At 71.7% G+C, this 18,542-nt stretch carries 15 protein-coding genes; 12 read left to right on the top strand and 3 right to left on the bottom strand.

Going from position 1 to position 18,542, the window contains the following annotated elements; genetic code table 11:
• The first annotated feature begins 199 nt into the window (after positions 1-199).
• Genes ACYQ77_RS12520 through ACYQ77_RS12495 form a run of 6 tightly spaced genes read left to right on the top strand, consistent with a single transcriptional unit; the run spans position 200 to position 7,516 of the window.
• A complete protein-coding gene (locus ACYQ77_RS12520; protein WP_459710548.1) occupies positions 200-1,435 on the top strand; it encodes an MFS transporter in 1,236 nt (411 codons plus the stop codon).
• Positions 1,425-2,825 (top strand): condensation domain-containing protein, encoded by a 1,401-nt coding sequence (locus ACYQ77_RS12515; protein ID WP_459710546.1) that lies wholly within the window; start codon positions 1,425-1,427, stop codon positions 2,823-2,825. The genes ACYQ77_RS12520 and ACYQ77_RS12515 overlap by 11 nt, the downstream gene beginning before the upstream one ends.
• Positions 2,822-4,243: a condensation domain-containing protein gene (locus ACYQ77_RS12510; RefSeq protein ID WP_459710544.1), complete on the top strand. Its 1,422-nt coding sequence runs from the start codon at positions 2,822-2,824 to the stop codon at positions 4,241-4,243. The genes ACYQ77_RS12515 and ACYQ77_RS12510 overlap by 4 nt, the downstream gene beginning before the upstream one ends.
• Positions 4,240-5,220 (top strand): thiamine pyrophosphate-dependent dehydrogenase E1 component subunit alpha, encoded by a 981-nt coding sequence (locus ACYQ77_RS12505; RefSeq protein ID WP_459710542.1) that lies wholly within the window; start codon positions 4,240-4,242, stop codon positions 5,218-5,220. Before ACYQ77_RS12510 ends, ACYQ77_RS12505 begins: the two co-directional genes overlap by 4 nt.
• The gene (locus ACYQ77_RS12500) at positions 5,220-6,194 is read left to right on the top strand and encodes an alpha-ketoacid dehydrogenase subunit beta (RefSeq protein WP_459710540.1); all 975 of its coding nucleotides are present in this window, start codon (positions 5,220-5,222) and stop codon (positions 6,192-6,194) included. Before ACYQ77_RS12505 ends, ACYQ77_RS12500 begins: the two co-directional genes overlap by 1 nt.
• Positions 6,195-6,196: 2 nt before the next feature.
• Entirely contained in the window at positions 6,197-7,516 is a 1,320-nt protein-coding gene (locus ACYQ77_RS12495; RefSeq protein WP_459710538.1) for a hypothetical protein, read from the top strand.
• Here the strand turns inward: ACYQ77_RS12495 and ACYQ77_RS12490 are convergent.
• Complete coding sequence (locus tag ACYQ77_RS12490) at positions 7,503-8,204, bottom strand: SGNH/GDSL hydrolase family protein (RefSeq protein ID WP_459710536.1); 702 nt, start codon at positions 8,202-8,204, stop codon at positions 7,503-7,505. The genes ACYQ77_RS12495 and ACYQ77_RS12490 overlap by 14 nt on opposite strands.
• Before the next feature lie 58 nt (positions 8,205-8,262).
• On the opposite strand from ACYQ77_RS12490, the gene ACYQ77_RS12485 reads away from it, so the two are divergent.
• Positions 8,263-8,853 carry a TIGR03086 family metal-binding protein gene (locus ACYQ77_RS12485; RefSeq protein WP_459710534.1) on the top strand — a complete coding sequence of 197 codons (591 nt, stop codon included), beginning with the start codon at positions 8,263-8,265 and terminating at the stop codon, positions 8,851-8,853.
• Between the two features lie 11 nt (positions 8,854-8,864).
• On the opposite strand, the gene ACYQ77_RS12480 is transcribed toward ACYQ77_RS12485, so the two are convergent.
• Together ACYQ77_RS12480 and ACYQ77_RS12475 are read right to left on the bottom strand one after the other, a co-directional pair.
• The gene (locus ACYQ77_RS12480) at positions 8,865-10,100 is read right to left on the bottom strand and encodes an MFS transporter (RefSeq protein ID WP_459710533.1); all 1,236 of its coding nucleotides are present in this window, start codon (positions 10,098-10,100) and stop codon (positions 8,865-8,867) included.
• A gap of 3 nt (positions 10,101-10,103) precedes the next feature.
• Entirely contained in the window at positions 10,104-11,675 is a 1,572-nt protein-coding gene (locus tag ACYQ77_RS12475) for a class I adenylate-forming enzyme family protein (protein ID WP_459710531.1), read from the bottom strand.
• Positions 11,676-12,010: 335 nt separating this feature from the next.
• Here ACYQ77_RS12475 and ACYQ77_RS12470 point away from each other — a divergent pair, with 335 nt between their 5' ends.
• From ACYQ77_RS12470 to ACYQ77_RS12450, 5 genes are all read left to right on the top strand, one after another.
• Complete coding sequence (locus ACYQ77_RS12470; RefSeq protein WP_459710529.1) at positions 12,011-13,327, top strand: GDSL-type esterase/lipase family protein; 1,317 nt, start codon at positions 12,011-12,013, stop codon at positions 13,325-13,327.
• Positions 13,328-13,399: 72 nt separating this feature from the next.
• A complete protein-coding gene (locus ACYQ77_RS12465) occupies positions 13,400-14,626 on the top strand; it encodes a cytochrome P450 (RefSeq protein WP_459710527.1) in 1,227 nt (408 codons plus the stop codon).
• Complete coding sequence (locus ACYQ77_RS12460) at positions 14,616-15,554, top strand: alpha/beta hydrolase (protein ID WP_459710526.1); 939 nt, start codon at positions 14,616-14,618, stop codon at positions 15,552-15,554. Before ACYQ77_RS12465 ends, ACYQ77_RS12460 begins: the two co-directional genes overlap by 11 nt.
• Positions 15,544-16,638: an alpha-hydroxy acid oxidase gene (locus ACYQ77_RS12455; protein ID WP_459710524.1), complete on the top strand. Its 1,095-nt coding sequence runs from the start codon at positions 15,544-15,546 to the stop codon at positions 16,636-16,638. The genes ACYQ77_RS12460 and ACYQ77_RS12455 overlap by 11 nt, the downstream gene beginning before the upstream one ends.
• Entirely contained in the window at positions 16,638-18,044 is a 1,407-nt protein-coding gene (locus tag ACYQ77_RS12450; RefSeq protein ID WP_459710522.1) for an aminotransferase-like domain-containing protein, read from the top strand. Before ACYQ77_RS12455 ends, ACYQ77_RS12450 begins: the two co-directional genes overlap by 1 nt.
• Positions 18,045-18,542 lie beyond the last annotated feature (498 nt).

The raw sequence follows: 18,542 nt of genomic DNA, 5'->3' as shown, positions 1-18,542 counted from the left end.
CCTCATCGAGGACAAGCCCGAGTTCATGATCGAGGACAAGCCGGAGTTCATGATCGAGGACAAGCCGATCGAGGACAAGCCGGCCTGAAGACCGGGCCGCTGAGGCCTTCCGGGGTGTGCGGGAACGCGACAGCCGTCCCCGCACACCCCCAACATCATGCGCCGGTGCACCCGGCGTCGCAGAAAGGGGTTCCGCCCGATGCGCCTTCCCGGTCTCGACGTGCCGAGGGAGAGCAGGCTGCTGGTGTTCATCGGCCTGGTCGACGCCATCGGAACCGGGTTGTACATCGCGGGGTTCGCGGTGTTCTTCACCCTCAGCGCCGGGCTGAGCACCACCGAGGTCGGCATCGGGCTCACCATCGCCAACGGCTGCGGGCTGGTCATGCTCACCCCCATCGGCATGCTCGCCGACCGCATCGGCCCCCGGGCCGCGTCGATCCTGCTGCACTACTGGCGCGGGGTCGGGTTCGTGGGGTACGCGTTCGTCCACGACTTCGTCTCCTTCCTGGTGGTGTCCACGTTCGTCGGCGTCGCGACCCGGTCCATCGACCCGGTCAGCCAGATGTACGTCGACCGGCACATCGGCAAGGACAAGCGGATGCGGCTGCTGGCCGTGATGCGCGTCGTCTACAACATCGGCTTCTCGATCGGCGGGCTGTTCGCCACCGTGATCCTCGTCGTCGGCACCCGGCCCGCGTTCCTGGTCATCGTGCTCGGCAACGGCGCCACGTTCCTGCTCGCCGGGTTCCTGCTGGCGAAGGTGCCGCTGCTCGCCGACGACCCGCCCGACCGCAAGACCGCACGCGGGTGGCCGCGGTCACTGCGGCAGGGCAGGTACCTGGCCGTCGTCGGCCTGAACGCCGTGCTGGTGCTGAACAGCACCATCCTGACGCTGGGCATCCCGCTGTGGGTCACGACGCGCACCGACGCCCCACCCGCCGTGGTGGCGCCCCTCATGGTGGTGAACACCGTGCTCGTCGTGCTGTTGCAGGTGCGGCTGAGCCGGGGGAGTGACACGCGTGAGGGCGGCGTCCGCGCGCTGCGCCGGGCCGCGCTGGCGTTCGCGGCGAGTGTGGCCGTGCTCGCGATCTCCGCGCCGCTCGGCCCGGTCGGCGCGGTGGTCGCCGTCGTCGTCGCGACCGTCGTGCTCACCTTCGGCGAGCTGTGGCACTTCGCGGGCAGGCTGTCGGTGTCCTACTCGCTGGCGCCGCGGGACCGGCAGGGCGAGTACCTGTCGGTGTACTGGCTCGGGTCGGCCGCCGCGCTCATGGCCGGCCCGGCGCTGATCACCGCGGGCGTGGTCGAACAGGGTGTGCTCGGCTGGCTCGTGCTGGCCGGGGTGTTCGCGGCCGTCGGACTGCTCATCGGACCCGCCGTCGCGGCCGCCGCGCGGCAGATCGACCCGGAACGGGAGGTGGCAGGCAATGCGGCGTGACGACGTGCCACGCGGTGCCGTGGTGGACCGGGTCCTCGTCCCGTTCTCGGGCGATGGCGAAGGCGAGGCGGAACTGACGTTCGGTCAGCTCGGCCTGTGGCAGACGCTCGCGAAGGGCGTGTCGCGGACCGTCGCCTACGTGGCGCGGCCCGAGCCCGGCACGACCGTCGAGGACGTGGCGGACATGCTCGGCTTCATGGTGTCGCGGCACCAGTCGCTGCGCACCACGCTCGTCCTGCGGGACGGGCGCAGGCCCCGGCAGCGGGTCGCCGCGAGCGGGGAGATCCCGCTGCTGGTCGTGTCGCCCGGCGACGACGACCCGGCCGCGGTCGCCGAGGCCCTGTCGCTGCACTGGCAGACCGTCCTGTTCGACTACGGGACCGAGTGGCCGGTGCGGATGGCGGCGGTGGTGGTCGACGGCGTGGTCACCCACCTCGTCACCGTCATCCTGCACACCTCGATCGACGCGTTCGGGTTCAGCGCACTCGCGGCCGACATCGGCGCCCGCGATCCGGTCACGGGCGCGGCGGCCGGGCCCGTCACCGCGCTGGCGCCGCTGGCGCAGGCGGAGCGGGAGGCGAGCCCGGCCGGACAGCGGCAGAACGCGCGGTCGCTCGCCTACCTGGAGAAGGTCCTGCGGACCGCGCCCGCGCACCTGTTCGGCCCGCCGCGCTACGATGGCGAGCGCCGCCACGACATCCTGCGCTACCGGTCGAAGGCGCTGCGGCTGGCCATCCACGCGGTCGCCGCGCGGGAGCGGATGGACGACTCGCCCGCACTGCTCGGCGCGTTCCTCACCGGGGTCGCCCGCGTCACCGGCGTGACGAACCTGCTGACGATCATGACGGTGAGCAACCGGTTCCGGCCCGGCTACGCGGACTCGGTCAGCGCGCTGATGAAGATCGTCCCGTTCGCGTTCGACGTCGCCGGGCTCACCGTGGGGGAGGCGGTGCGCGCCGCGGCGGGCAAGACCATGAGCGCGTACATGAACGCCTACTACGACGCCTACGACCAGGACGAGGTCGTCGAACGCGTGCAGCGCGAACGCGGCGAGGTGTTCGACCTCGGCTGCTACTACAACGACCACCGGCAGGCCGACCGCGTCCACGCGGGTGTCGCGCCGCCGACGGCGGAGGAGGTCCGGGCAGCGCTCGCCGACAGCGAGCTGACCTGGCCGCACGAGGCCGAGATCCCGAAGACGAAGCTCTACCTGGAGGTCGACGACAAGTCCGGGGACGTCGAACTGACGTTGTCGGCCGACAACCGGTACTTCACCCGTGAGGACATGCGGGCGCTCGTGCTGGCGGTCGAGGAGGCCGGCGTGGCGGCGGCGCTCACCCCGGACGAGCCCGTGACCAGCGGTGCCACCCTGGTGGAGGCGGGCCGATGACGTCCGTGGTGGCGCGGGACGCCGTGCCGCTCGGTGCGGTGACCGAACGAGTGCTGGTCCCGTTCGCCGGGGACGGCGCGGGCGAGGGCGAGCTGGCGTTCGGGCAGCTCGGGCTGTGGCAGTCCATCGTGGACTCCGGGAACTCCAAGACGGTCGCGTACGTCGCCGACGCCGATCCCGGCACCACGGTCGCGGCGGTCGCCGACATGCTCGGCTTCATGGTGTCGCGGCACGCGGCGTTGCGGACCACGCTCGTCCTGCGTGGCGAGGACCGCCCGCCGCGGCAGCGGGTCACGGCGAGCGGCGAGATCCCGCTGCTCGTGGTGGCCGCCGGGGACGACGAGCCCAGGGCGGTCGCCGACGCGTTGTCCGAGCACTGGCAGACGGTGCTGTTCGACTACGGCACCGAGTGGCCGGTGCGGATGGCCGCCGTGGTCGTCGACGACGTGGTCACGCACGTCGTCACGGTCATCCTGCACACGTCGATCGACGCGTTCGGGTTGAGCGCGCTGGCGGCGGACATCGGCGCGCGTGACCCCGTGACGGGTGCGGCGGCGGGCCCGGTCACCGCGCTCACCCCGCTCGAACAGGCCGCACGGGAGGCGTCCCCGGCCGGCCGCAGGCAGAACGACCGGTCGCTGCGGTACCTGGAGCAGGTGCTGCGCGCCGCGCCCGCGGGCCTGTTCGGACCCCCGCGGTACGACGGCGAGCCGCGGTACGAGGTCGTGCGGTACCGGTCGCGCGCCATCGCCATGGCACTCCAGGCGGTCGCCGCACGGGAACACTGTGACGACTCGCCCGCGCTGCTGACCGCGTTCCTCGTCGGGGCCGGGCGCGTCACCGGCGTCAGCCCGCTGGTGACGACCATCCTGGTGAGCAACCGGTTCCGGCCGGGGCTCGCCGACTCGGTCAGCGCACTGCTCAAGGTCACCCCGTTCGTGTTCGACGTGGCGGGTCAGACGGTGGGGGAGGTGGTCGCCGCCGTGACCGGCAAGGCGCTCGCCGCGTACATGAACGCCTACTACGACGCCTACGAGCAGGTGGAGCGGATCGCGCGGATCGAGCGCGAACGCGGCGAGGAACTCGACCTGTCCTGCTTCTACAACGACCGCAGGCAACGGGACCGGGTGCACGCCGGCGTCACACCGCCGACGGCGGAGGAGATCAGGGCCGCGCTCGCGGACAGCGCGTTCTCCTGGAGACAGGACCCCAACCTCTCCAAGATGAAGCTGTACCTGAAGGTCGACGACCCACCGGACGCGGTCGAACTGGTCCTGTCCGTCGACCGGCGATACTTCAGCCGCGCGGAGATGACCGCGCTGGCGCTGGCGATCGAGGAGGTGGCCGTGCAGGCCGCGATCGAACCGGGCACCCCGACGGGTGTCGGCCGAGCCGTGCGGGCGGAGGCGCCGCGATGACGTCCACAGTGGACACAACGGTGGACATGTACCGGACGATCCGGCTGATCCGCCGGTTCGAGGAGCGGGCGATCGAGCTGGTGCGCGCAGGCGACATCGTCGGCGGCATCCACCCCTACATCGGGCAGGAGGCCGTCGCCGCCGGGGTCTGCGCCGCGCTGGGGCGCGACGACCTCGTCACCGGCACCCACCGCGGGCACGGCCACGTGCTGGCCAAGGGCGCCGATCCGGCGCGGATGATGGCCGAGCTGACCGGCCGCGCCACCGGCCTCAACAAGGGCCGCGGCGGTTCCATGCACGCGGCGGACTTCGGCGTCGGCATCCTCGGCGCCAACGCCATCGTCGGCGCCGCCGGCGCCATCGCGACCGGCGCCGCGTGGGCGCGGCAGCGCCTGGGCACCCCGGTCGTGGCGGCCACGTTCTTCGGTGACGGCGCGGTCAACGAGGGCATGCTGCTCGAGGCGTTCAACCTGGCCGCGCTGTGGCGGGTGCCGGTCGTGTTCGTCTGCGAGAACAACGGCTGGGCCACCACCATGCGCGTCGAGGAGGCGGTGGCGGGCAGCATCACCGGGCGGGCCGAGGCGTTCGGCATCCCGGCGTCCGTCGTGGACGGGCAGGACGCGGAGGCCGTGCTCGCGGCCACCGAGGAGGCCGTGGCGCGGGCACGGGCGGGCGACGGGCCGTCGTTCCTCGAGTGCCGCACGCAGCGCTTCGACGCCCACCACACGTTCGAGCACAAGGTGCGGCTGCGGTACCGCACCGACGAGGAACTCGCGGCCATCCGGTCCCGCGACCCCGTCGACGTCCAGGGCGCCCGGCTCGACGACGCCGTCCGCACCGCGGTGGACGACGAGGTGGAGGCGGTGCTCGCGGCCGCGGTCGCGTTCGCGCTGGAGAGCCCGTTCCCCGACCCGGTCACCGCGCTGGACCACCTGTACGCGAGCGGGCTGACCCCGCGCCCGGGGAGTGATGTCTGATGCCGTGGCTGTCCTACCAGAAGGCGCTCAACCGGGCGCTGTCCGACGCGATGACCGCCGACGAGACGGTGTTCGTGCTCGGCGAGGACGTGCGGGTCGCCGCGTCGAACGTGACCACCGGGCTGGTCACGAAGTTCGGCCGGGACCGCGTGCTCGACACCCCGCTGTCCGAGCAGGGGTTCACGAGCTTCGCCACCGGCGCCGCGATGGCCGGGATGCGGCCGGTGATCGAGTTCCAGATCCCCGCGCTGCTGTTCCTGTCGTTCGAGCAGATCACCAACCACGCGCACAAGTTCTCGCTGATGACCGGCGGGCAGTGCCACGTGCCGGTCACCTACGTCGTGCCGGGTTCCGGTTCGCGCACCGGGTGGGCGGGGCAGCACTCCGACCACCCGTACAGCCTGTTCGCGCACGTCGGCGTGAAGACGGTCGTGCCCGCCACGCCTGCCGACGCCTACGGGCTGCTGCGGTCGTCCATCGAGGACCCGGACCCGGTGGTGGTGTTCGCGCCGTCGGCCGCGCTCGGCGTCCGCGAGGACGTGGACTACGCGACGCTCGCCCCCGTGCCACTCGGCGTCGGCCGGGTGTGCCGGGAGGGCTCGGACGTCACGGTCGTGGCCGTCGGGCAGCACGTGCACGACGCGCTCGCCGTGGCCGACGACCTCGCGGGCAGCGGTGTGTCGGTCGAGGTGTTCGACCCGCGCACGCTCTACCCGTTCGACTGGGACGGGCTCACCGCGTCCGTGCGCAGGACCGGGCGGCTCGTGGTGATCGACGACTCGAACCGCACCTGCGGCATCGCGGGCGAGGTGATCGCGACGATGTCGGAACGGGTGCGGCTCACGGCGCCGCCGGTGCGGGTGACCCGGCCGGACGGGGCGGTGCTGCCGTTCTCGCTGGAACTGGACCGGGCGACCCAGCCCAGCAGGGCGCAGCTGGCGGCCGCCGTCAACCTCACGGTGAAGGAAAGGTAGTCATGACAGCGATCTCGGGGGCATGGGAAGGGCTGGACGAGGACGTCCGGACCGCCATGATCGAACGCGGGAGGGCGAACTGGGCGGGCATCTACGAGGGTGTCGCCACGAAGAACAAGCAGTGGCGGCCGCTGCGGTCGCCGGTGATGACGCGTGCCGCCTACGACGAGCTGACGTCGCTGACCGCGCGGCTCGCCGGGCTGGTGCTCGACGCGTGCAGGCGGCGCGCGTCGACGGTGGGGGAGTTGCGGGAGCGGCTCGGGGTGCCCGCCGGGCTGATCGAGTTCCTGGACGAGTCCGCCCCGCTGACCGACGACCTCATCGTGGCGGTGCGGCCGGACGTGCTGATGTCCGGCGGGGTGCCGAAGTTCGTCGAGTGCAACGTGGACAGCGCGCTGGGTGGTGCGTTCGACTCGGACGGCATCGCCCGGCGGTTCCTCGCCGCCTATGCCGGTCTGCCGGTGTCGTTGTCGGTGCCGGAGTCCGCTGTGGACACGCGGTTCCACGCCATGCGGGCGCAGCTGGGGCTCGCTTCGGGGGCCACGTCGGTGATCCTGTTCCACATGGGGAGCGACTACCCGGACACGCAGGACGGGCACACGCTGATCAAGCTGCTGGAACCGGTGCGCGACCGGGGGCGGGCGGCCGGGCTGGACGTCGTCGTGTACCCGTTGGAGTGGCTGACCTTCTCGGACGGTCGCCTGTGGGCGGGGGAGACCGCGCTGGACTCGGTGCTGCGGATGTTCATCCCGCAGGACGTGCCGCACGGCGACGGGTACGACGCGCTGGTCGCCGCGCTCCGGGCCGGGGCCACGCGGATGTTCACGCCGTCCGCCACGTGGTTGCTCGCCAACAAGGCCACGTTCGCGTGGTTGTGGGAGGACGTCGACGCGCTGTCCCCCTCGGACGCCGAGCTGGTGCGTGCGCACGTGCCGCGCACGCGGCTGGTCGAGACCGGTGTCGACGGACGCCGGGAGGACCTGGTGCTGAAGCCGACCGGCACCTACGGCGGGTCCGGTGTCGTGGTCGGCCGCGAGGTCACCGACGAACAGTGGGCGTCGGCGCTGCGGGCCGCGGTGGCCGCGGGCGGGCACCTCCTGCAGGAGTACGTGCCCGTGGACCGGCTCGACATGCGGTTCGTCGAGATGGCGACCGGCGAGGAGCGGTCGGCGGAGGTGCCGTACTGCGTGGCGCCCTACCTGTTCGGTGGCCACGCCGCGGGCGCCTACCTGCGGTTCGCGGTCCCGGACGCGGCTTCCGGCTCGATCGTCAACCTCGGCCAGGGTGCCCTGACCAGCGGGTTGCTGCTCACGGACGACTGACGTGGCGGGTGGCCGCCAGGTGGGCGCCCAGCATGCGCACCGCCTCCGCCACGGCGATGGCGTCGCTGCGGGCGTTGCCGTGGCGGCCGTCGCTGCTGTACAGGCCCGGGTCCGTCGCGGCCGGGTGGGCGGTCAGGTTCAGGTGCAGGGTGCCCCGCTCCTCGGCGATCGCCTTCGTGCGTTCCGACAGGGTCTGCATCCGCTTGCGCAGGCCGGGGCGCAGCCAGTCCGCGATCTCCGTGGACGGGGAGTACGAGACGTTGTACAAACCCACGGTGATCACGTCCGCGCCCGCCTCCTGCAACGCGACGACCATCGCGCGCAGCTCGTCCGCTACCGGGTCCGGGCGGTACGTCGCCGGGAACGCGTCGTTGCCGCCGCACACCACCATCGCCAGGTCCGGGTGGAAGGCCAGTGCCGGGGCGAGCTGGCGTTCGCGGATCTCCCTGGTGCGGAGGCCGCGGTGACCGAGGTTCAGGTACTCGAGGCTGGGCGCGTGCGCGCGCAACTCCGCCGCGATGCGGTCGGCCAGCTGCACCTCGCTGTAGCCGGGTACCGGTTCGGCGAGGCCTTCCGCGACACTGTCGCCGAGCACGGCGAACCGGCGCCACGGGTGGCCGGCGAGCAGTCTCGCGCTCTCCCCTTCGCGCAGGCAGTAGGGGTCTTGCGACTCAGCGAAGGTGCACATGTCAACTCACGAGGATCCGGATCGGGGCCCGGTGCGGGCCAGGAAGACGGTGACTGCCATGGACTTGCGGGATCTGCGGGAACCCGGCCGCCGCGTGCTCGCGACCACGACGGCGATCGTAGAACAGGTGCGGCCCGACCAGCTCGGTCTGCCGACACCCTGCGCGGGCTGGACCGTCGCCGACCTGCTGCGGCACATGGTCGGCAACAACAACGGGTTCGCCGCCGCCGCGCTCGGTGAACCGCCGCGGGCCGAGGTCTGGGACGGGGTCGACGTCACCGACCCCGTCGGCGAGTTCGCCGCGTCCGCCAAGCGGGTCAACGAGGCCTTCGCGTCCGTCGAGCCGCTGACCGGCACCTTCGCCATCCTCGGGTACGGGGACGTACCCGCTGGTCAGGCCGTCGGCATGCACTTCATCGACTACCTCACCCACGGCTGGGACGTCGCCGTGTCGATCGGCGCCGATCCCGGGCTCGACGAGGAGGCGTGCGCGGCCGTGCTGGCGATCGGGGCGGGCTGGCCCCTGGACTCGCCCAAGATCTGGGGCCCCGGCACCGCGTTCGGCTACCGCGTCGACGTGCCCGCGGACGCGCCCGTCGCCGACCGCATGCTCGGATTCCTCGGCCGCTCCCCGGCGTGGCCGAACTGACACGGGAGCCCTCACCCGGCCTCGCCGACGCGGGCGACCGGCGGCTCCACCGCCGCGCCCGCGCCCCGGCGCCACGACCACACCCACGGCGCCGCGGTGGCGAGCAGGCACAGCACGCCCGCCACGAGGATGGCCGGGTCGATGCCCAGCCCGGTCACCGCGAGGCCGCCGAGCACACCGCCGATCGGGATGCCGGTGAACGTCACCGCCGTGCACACCCCGAACGCCCTGGTCTGCAGCTCCGGTGGCACCCGCTCGTACAGCATCGCGCCGACCACCGGGTTCACCGCCGCCATCGCGACACCGGACAGGAACGTCACCACGCAGACCACGACCACGTCGTGGGTCAGGCCCAGGACCAGCAGCCGCGGTGCGCCCGCGAGCAGCGCGCCGAGCATGAACGTCTGGTACATCGGCAGCTTCGGCGAGATCGCCGTGAACACGACGCTGCCGAGCACCGCACCGCCCGCGAACGTGCCGAGCACCAGCCCCAGCGCCTCCGGCGTGTGCAGCACCTCGTCCACCCACAACGGGATGAACACCGCGATCCCGGCCTGGTTGAACATGTTGAGCGCGAACAACATCACGATCATGCTGGGCAGCAGGTCGTCCCGCCACAGCACGCGGAAACCGCCGCGCAGCGCGACGAAGTAGCGTTCGGGCGCCTGCTTCGGGAACGCGTCCTCCGGCAGCCGCACCAGCACCGCGACCACCAGCGCGCACAACGCGAACGACGCCGCGTCCACCCAGATCGCGCCGAGCGGGCCGACCCACGCGATGAGCAGGCCGCCAGCCGCGCTGCCCAGCAGCATGGCGGTGCGCGAGAACCCCTCGTACGCCGACGTCACGCGGATGACCTTGATCCCCGCCTCCTCGGCGAGCGGGCGCAGCATCACGTGCTTGACCCGGTCGCCGAGCCCGCGCGTCGCACCCGCCACCGCCACCAGCACGAGCAGCCAGCCGAACCCGAGCTGCGGCGCCGCCGCGATGCCCGCCATGGCCAGCGCGCTGCCCGCGTCGGTGACGATCGTGGTGCGGCGGACCCCGAACCGGTCCGCGAGCGGCGCCGCCAGCACACCCGACAGGACGTACGGCAGCATCTCCGCGCCCGCGACCAGGCCCATCTTCGTCGCGCTGCCGGTGGTGACCAGCACCAGCCACGGGATCGCCAGCATCGACACCCTGCTGCCCAGCACCGACACGACGTCGGCGACGAACAGCGCGACGAACCTCCCCCTCGCGCCCACCGGCTAGCCCCCGACTTCGACGGTCGGGTGCTCGGCGGCGTAGCGGGCGCGCAGCGCCTTCTTGTCGATCTTGTTGGCCCTGGTGAGCGGCAGCTTGTCGACGAACTCCACCGACCGCGGCTGCCACATGTCGTTCAGCTCCGCGCCGACCATGGCGGCCAGCTCGTCGCCGGTGACCGTCGCGCCCTCGACCGGCACCACGTACGCGTGCACGACCTCGTTGACCACCGCGTCCGGCACGCCGATCACCGCCGCCGCCCGGACCTGCGGGTGCGCCGCCAGCACGTCCTCGATCGGTCGCGAGTAGATGTTCCACGACCTGCGGTGCGTGATGATCATGTCGGTGGTGCGGTCCACGATGTACAGGAAGCCGTCCTCGTCGAGGTGGCCGACGTCGCGGGTGCGCACCCAGCCGTCCACGAGCGTCTCCGCCGTCAGCTCGGGATCGCCCCAGTAGCCGGCGAAGTTCAGCCTGCTCGCGATCCAGATCTCACCGTCCACACCGGTCGGCACCGGGTTGCCGTCTTCGTCGCGGATCTCCAGCCGCACGTCGCCGTACGGGGTGCCGGCCGACCGGATCCGTTGCGGGTGCCCGGGATCGTCGGTCAGCCCGGGCAGCGCCGTGGTCACCACCGACTCGGACAATCCGTACACGATGCGGATCACCGGGCCCCACAGGCGGATCGCCTGCCGCAACCGTGACGGGGCGGCTGGGCCCGCGCCGATGTTGAACATGAACATGTGGCTCATGTCGGTGGTGGCCGCGGCCGGGTGGTCGAGCACCTCGTAGAGCATCGGCGGCGACATGAACGTCGAGTTGATCTTCTCCCGGGCCACGGTGGCCAGGAACTTCTCCGCCGTCCACGCGTCCTCGAGGAACAGCACGCCGCCGGTGAACAGGTTGACGAACGCGGTGATCTGCCCGCTGACCAGCCACATCGGCGAGCTGGACAGGTGGCGCAGCAGCGGCGCCCCCGCCGCGGTGAACTGTCCTTCCGCGATCGCGAGGACCTGCTGGAAGAACGTGTGCGGCAGGTGCACGAGCTTCGGGGCGCCGGTGGTGCCGCTGGTCTGGAACACCGCCTCCGGCTCGACGTCGAGGTTCGCGAGGTCGCCGGGCTCGGCGTCCTCCTGGGCCGCGAGCAGGTCGGGACCGGCGCCGCCCGGGCCGAGGCAGAACACCGGCACGTCGAGCGCCGCGCCGATCTCGGCGCCGAACTCGCCCTGGGTGCGGGCGTCGTAGACGAACGCGTCGGCGTCGCAGCGCCGCACGTACTCGAGGATCTCGCGACGCGCGGTGACCGGCGCGACCCAGAACGAGCGGCAGCCGAGCAGGTGGACCGCCAGCTGCAGCACCGGGCCTTCGAGCGGGTTCGCGACCATGATCAGGACGTTCGACCCCGGCGCGACGCCGAATGCCCGCAGCGCGGCAGCCATTCGGAGCACAAGGGTGCGCAAATCGGTATACGAAAGACGCCGATCGTCCTGGACGACAGCCTCCCGGTCGCCGTAATCGGCGAACAGTTCCAGTGCGCGCGTCACATACGGTTGCGTCCGTTCGGTCGCAATATCCATGTCCACTCCGCTCGTCCATTCGGCGAAATCACGCGCGGTGACCAGCCCCCCGGGATTCGGACTGGAGAGTACCCGCCGCACCGGGGTGGAGCCAGGGTGATTTGCCCTTGTGGGCAGCGCTTCGGACGGCTTCGTAGCTCCCGGCTATCGGTGAATCGCGCACCGTTCGCACGTAGTGCGGATGGGTTTGAATGATTGGTCTGGTCATACGAATACATTGGTGCCATTCGCGCGCAGGATTGACCGCGAATCGGAGCGGCAGCTACGTTCCGGGCCCATCACACGCGGCGGCACGTGAGCGGCCGTGCTCAGGCTTTTCCTGGAGGTTCCACCGAATGAAACACCCGAAGAAATGGCGGTCGCTGATCGCCACGGGGACGCTGGCCGCGGTCGTGTCGACCGTGCTCGTCGCCAGCTCGGGCGAGGCGGCCGAGGCGCGGGACGCCCGGCACGGCTCGGCCAAGGACTGGGTCGGCAGCTGGGCGGCCGCCGTCACCCGGGGCAACCTGAGTGGATCCACCTTCGTGGGCCTGAACAACCAGAGCGTGCGGATGATCGTCCACGGCTCGGTCGGCGGCTCCAAGGTCCGGATCCGGCTGTCCAACCTCCACGGCGAGAAGTCGGTCACGGTCGGCCGCGCCACCGTCGCGAAGCCGAACACCGCCACCCCCGAGCTGTCGGACATCGACCCGGCGACGACGAAGGAACTGACCTTCGGCGGCGCGTCCTCGTTCGTCATGCAGAAGGGCGCCGAGCTGCTCAGCGACCCGGTCGACCTGCGCGTCGGTGACGACCAGGACCTGGTGGTGAGCGTCTTCTTCCCGACCTCCACGGGCCTGACCACGTTCCACTCGACCACCCGGCAGAACAACTTCGTCGGCCCCGGCGACCTGGTGAGTGACCCGGGCGGCGCGGGCTACACGACCACGCGGACCTGCTGCTGGTTCTTCCTGGCCGGCGTCGACGTGCTGCGCACGAACCCGGCAGGCTCGGTGATCGTGTTCAGCGACTCGCTCGCCGACGGCCACGGCACCACGTTCAACGGCAACATGCGCTGGCCCGACCAGCTCTTCGACCGCCTGCAGGACAAGGTCCGCGACCGCGACCTGCCGGGCGTGCTGAACATCAGCCGCGGTGGCGCGCGCCTCAACCACGAGGCCATCGAGCCCGGCGACGGCGGCTTCCCCGGGTTCCCCGAGCTCGGTGACAACGCGTTCTCCCGGCTGAACGAGGACGTGTTCTCCGAGACCGGCGCCCACTCGGTCATCGTGAGCCTCGGCGTCAACGACATCTGGATGAACAACGACTCGGCGGACGCGATCATCGCCTCGCTGCGCCAGCTCAACCAGCAGATCCAGTCGCGCGGCTACACGACCATCTTCGCCACCATCGGCCCGTTCAACGGCCTCAACGGCGGCACCGCGCTGGTGTGGACGGAGGAGAAGGAGGCGACGCGCCAGGCGGTCAACGACTACCTGCGCACCCACCGCGGCGAGTTCGGCGCGGTGGTGGACTTCGACAAGATCGTCCGCGACCCGGCCGACCCGACGAAGCTCAAGGCGGAGTACGACCCGGGTGACCACATCCACCCGAACGACATCGGCTCCAGGGCGCTGGCGGACGCGATTCCGTTGCACCTGATCGTGCGCTGACTCACAGGGTCCCGGTGGCATTCCTGCCACCGGGACCGCTCACGTTCGACGTAGAAGGGACGACAAGGGAACGTGGAAGCCGACGCGATCGTGGCGGACCTGTACACCCCGCAGGCCCGGCACGACCCGAACCCGTGGTACGCCAAGCTGCACGAACTCGGCCCCGCCTCGCCGCTGGATCCCGCCACGAGCGTGTACTCCGTGGTGGCGAACGGGTTCGACGCCGTCGACGAGGTGCTGCGCAGCCCGCGTTTCCTCAAGGGCATCGGCCCGAAGGACAAACTGGACCACCCGGTGCTGGCCACGCTGTCCCGTTCCATGATGTTCAGCCTCGAACCCGACCACGGCCGGATGCGCGGCCTGTTCAACAAGGTGTTCACGCCGCGCCGCATCGCGGGCCTGGAGCACGACCTGATCGGCGCCATCGACGGGTTGCTCGACCGGATGGCCGAGCTGGGCGCGGGCGGCGAGCCGGTCGACTTCATCGCCGAGTTCGGCTACCAGTTCCCCACGAAGGTGATCGGGCTGCTGCTGCACCTGCCCGAGTCCGACCTCGGGTGGTTCCGTGAGCGCGCCGAGCGCATCGACCGCTACCTCGACCTGGGCGGCAAGGCCGACGAGAAGCTCGCCTCCGCCGACGACGCGGTGCTGGAGCTGACCGAGTACTACCTGAAGCTGATCGACGACCGCCGCCGCCACCCCGGCGACGACATCATCAGCCACCTCGTCGGGCTCATCGACGCGGGCTCCGACAAGATCACCGACATCGAGCTGGTCGCGAACCTCGTGGTGCTGCTGAACGCCAGCTTCGTCACCACCATGAACCTGCTCGGCAACGGTCTCCTCCCGCTGCTGGCCAGGCCGGACCTGGTCGACCGGGTGCGCGCCGACGCCGACTTCGCTTCCCGCTGCGTCGAGGAGACCCTGCGCTACGACAGCCCGGTGCAGCTGCTGTCCCGCGTCGTCGGCGAGGACACCGAACTGGCCGGCGTCCCGCTCGCCGAGGGCGGCAACGTGCTCGTGCTGATCGGCGCCGCCAACCGCGACCCCCGCAAGCACACCGACCCCGGCACGTTCGACCCCGACCGCGCCGACCTCGGGCACCAGAGCTTCGGCGGCGGCGCGTACTTCTGCCTCGGCGCCGCACTGTCCAGACTGGAGGGACGACTCGCGTTCCCCCGGCTGTTCCAGCGGTTCCCGGACCTCGCGGTGGCCGGCGAGCCGACTCGCGGCGAGGGGTTCCTGCTGCGCGGGTACAGCGTCATCCCGGTGACCACCGGAGGTCGCGGTGCCGCTTGACCCCCTCGTCGCCGCCATGCGTGACGAGCGCATGAAGCGCGGTGCCACGCCGTTGTACGAGATGACCCTCGCCGAGGCGCGCGCGGCCGACCTCGCCGACATCCGCGCGGCCGCCGGTGCCGGCGAGCCGGTGTTCGAGGTGACCGACGGCGTGTTCCCCGGTCCCGACGACGAACGTCCCGTCCGGATCTACCGGCCGTCCGCGCAGCGTCCACTCGGGACGCTGGTGTACTTCTTCGGCGGCGGCTGGACCCTCGGCGGCATCGACACCTCCGACGGGGTGTGCCGGGCGCTGGCCAACGCCGCCGGGTGCCTGGTCGTCACGCCCGGCTACCGGCTCGCGCCCGAGCACCCGTTCCCCGCCGCGGTGAACGACTGCGTCGCCGCGGTGTCGTGGGTCGTCGACCACGCAGACGAGCTCGGCGCCGACCCCGGGCGGGTCGCCGTCGGCGGCGACAGCGCGGGCGGCAACCTCGCCGCGGTGGTGTCGTTGCTGGCCAGGGAGCGGGCGCTGCCGATCGCCGCGCAGGTGCTCGTGTACCCCAACACCTGCCACCACGCGGAGACCGAGTCCCTGCGGGACAACCACGACCGGTACATGTTCAACCGGCACTCCGTCGACTGGTACTGGCGCAACTACCTCCCCGACCCGGCCGACGGCCGCGACCCGAGGGTGTCGCCGCTGCTCGCGCAGGACCTGTCTGGGCTGCCGCCGGCCCTCGTGATCACCGCGGAGTACGACCCGCTGCGGGACGAGGGCGAACGGTACGCCGAACGGATGCGGCAGGCCGGTGTGCCGGTCGAGCTGACCCGCTACGACGGGATGGCGCACGGGTTCTTCACGATGTCCGGTGTGCTGCCCGACGCACGCCGCGCCGTCGCGCAGGTCGCCGAGTACCTGAGGAAGACCGTGTCCGATGTCGCGTGACGAACCGCTGACCGTCGCCGACGTCGCACGGCTCGCCGAGGCGCGGCTGACGAAGGAACTGTGGGACTACGTCGACGGCGGCAGCGGCGCGGAGATCACGCTCGCCGCGAACCGCGCCGCGCTGGACGCGGTGTCGGTGCTGCCGAGGGTGCTGACCGGCGCGGGCTCGGTCGACCCGTCGACCCGGCTCGTCGGGACGGACGCCGCGCTGCCGCTCGCGGTGGCGCCGATGGCCTACCAGCGGCTCCTGCACCCCGACGGTGAGCTCGCCGCCGCCGAGGCCGCGGCGGCGGCCGGGGTGCCGTTCGTGGTGAGCACGCTGTCCAGCGTGTCGGTGGAGGAGATCGCGAAAACCGGGGCCACCACGTGGTTCCAGCTGTACTGGCTGCGGTCGCGCGACCTCGTCGCGTCGCTCGTCGCCCGCGCCGAGGAGGCCGGCTGCGAGGCGCTGATGGTGACGGTCGACGTGCCCGTCATGGGCAGGCGGCTGCGGGACGTCCGCAACTCGTTCGTGCTGCCCGACGACGTGATCGCCGCCCACCTCGACGAGGGCGCGGTCAGCCGCGCGCACGACCACGTGGCGGGGGAGTCGGCGATCGCGGCGCACACCGCGGCCGCGTTCGCACCCGGTCTCACGTGGACGGACATCGCGTGGCTGCGCGCCCGCACGTCGCTTCCCCTGATGCTGAAGGGGATTCTCGACCCGCGTGACGCCGAGCTGGCCGCCGAGTCCGGTGTGGACGCGGTGGTCGTCTCCAACCACGGGGGCCGCCAGCTCGACGGCGCGACCCCCAGCATCACCGCGCTGCCCGCGATCGCCGAGGTGCTCGCCGGCCGCGCGGAGGTGCTGCTGGACAGCGGTGTCCGCAGTGGTACCGACATCCTCCGCGCGATCGCGTGCGGGGCGGACGGCGTGCTCGTCGGCAGGCCCGTGCTGTACGGGCTGGCGGCCGACGGGGCCCGCGGCGCCGGATGTGTCCTTTCCCTGCTGACCGAGGAGTTCCGCGCCGCCATGACGTTGGCCGGGTGCGCCGACGTGGCCGCGGTGCGGTCCCTGTCCACCGTTCGAACTGCGAGGGCCTGATGAGTGTCGCCGACCTGCCGGACCAGCTGTCCGAGGAGCCACCGCCGGTCGCGCTGGCGTCCGTGACCGAACTGCCTGCGCCGCCCGAGCCGGTGCGGACCGACCTGCGCACCGAGGACCTGCACCCCTCGCTCGAGGACCCGGCGCTCAACTCGATGAACTTCCTCAACGAGGTCGCGAACCACTACCCGGACGCGGTGTCGTTCGCGGCGGGACGTCCGTTCGAGGAGTTCTGGGAGGTCGACGAGCTGCCGAGGTACCTGGCGCGGTTCAGCGACCACCTGCGGACCGAGCGCGGCTACACCGAGGAGCAGGTCCGCACGACGCTGTTCCAGTACGGGCGCACCAAGGGCATCGTGCACGACCTCGTCGCCAGGAACCTGGAGCTGGACGAGGGCATCGTGGCCGACCCCGAGTCCATCGTGGTCACCGTCGGCTGCCAGGAGGCCATGGCGCTGGTGCTGCGCGCACTGCGGTCCGGCCCGAAGGACGTGCTGCTCGCGGTGTCGCCGACGTACGTGGGCCTGACCGGCGCCGCGCGGCTCGTCGACATGCCGGTGCTGCCGGTGGCGAGCGGCGAGGCAGGCGTCGACCTCGACGACCTGCTGGCCACGATTCAGCGGGCGCGCGCCGCCGGGCTGCGGCCGCGAGCGTGCTACGTGATGCCGGACTTCGCGAACCCGTCCGGGGTCAGCATGTCGTTGAAGACCCGCCAGGTGCTGCTGTCGCTGGCGCGCGAGGAGGACTTCCTGCTGCTGGAGGACAACCCGTACGGGTTGTTCCACGGCGACGCGGAGCGCGTGCCGACGTTGAAGGCGCTCGACACGCAGCGGCGCGTGGTGTACCTGGGGTCGTTCGCCAAGACGGTGCTGCCCGGCGCGCGGGTCGGGTACGTCGTGGCCGACCAGACGGTCACCGGCGCCGACGGATCCGTGCGCTTGCTCGCCGACGAGCTGTCGAAGATCAAGAGCATGCTGACGGTGAACACCCCTGCGCTCGCACAGGCCGTGGTCGGCGGGAAGCTGCTGGAGCACGGGTGCAGTCTCGTGCGGGCCAACCGGCGGGAGCGGGAGATCTACGCGGCCAACCGGGCCCGGGTCGTGGCCGGGCTCGCCGCCCGGTTCGGGGCCGGGTCGGCGGTGCGGTGGAACGTGCCCGCCGGTGGGTTCTTCGTGGTCGTGACCGTGCCGTTCGTCGTGGACGACGCGTCGCTGACCCGGTCGGCCCGGGATTACGGGGTGTTGTGGACGCCCATGCACCACTTCTACGACTCGGGGGAGGGCCGGGAGGTCCGTGCGCTGCGGTTGTCGTGCAGTGTGGTGACGGCGGAGCAGATCGAGATCGGGCTGGATCGGCTGGCGCGGTTCCTGTCGGACGAGATCGCTCGGCAGCGCCGGTCCCGGTGATCGTTGCCGCCGGTTTTGTCGGTGGCTGCCGGTAGCTGCCGGTAGGCCGGATTTCGGGGGCCGGAGGCCGTGCCTCGTCGTGGGTTTCCCTCCGGGTTCCCCGTCTTGGGGTGTCCCGTCTTGGGATGTCCCCGTCCTGGGTTTGTCCTCGCCGGAGGGCGTCCTGCCGGACGGGCCTCCTCGCCGGAGGGGCTGGTCTCCGGGATGGCGGCGGGTTGGGCACGGGGTTGGGTTGGCAGGGACTGGTGTCCGTTGTCTGCCTGCCATCCCGTCGACCTCCCGGAGGGCTATCACACCGCGTCAAGGGGGCCCGGCGGCTTTGGGCATGTGGTTGGGTCGTGCTTCGGGCCCCCTTGACACGGTGTGATCGGGCTTCGCCAGGTCGACGGGATGGCAGGCAGCAGTCCTTGTGGTGAGTGCGCTCGGCTTCCCTTCTTGTCGCTGCGGGGGTTTGTTCAGCGGCTGGGAAAAGGCTTTCCTTGCTCTTGGTGACTGCGC

Source organism: Actinophytocola sp. KF-1 (assembly GCF_054661535.1).
The sequence above is the reverse complement of the archived record's forward strand: the minus strand, read 5'-3'. Positions and strand labels throughout refer to the sequence as shown.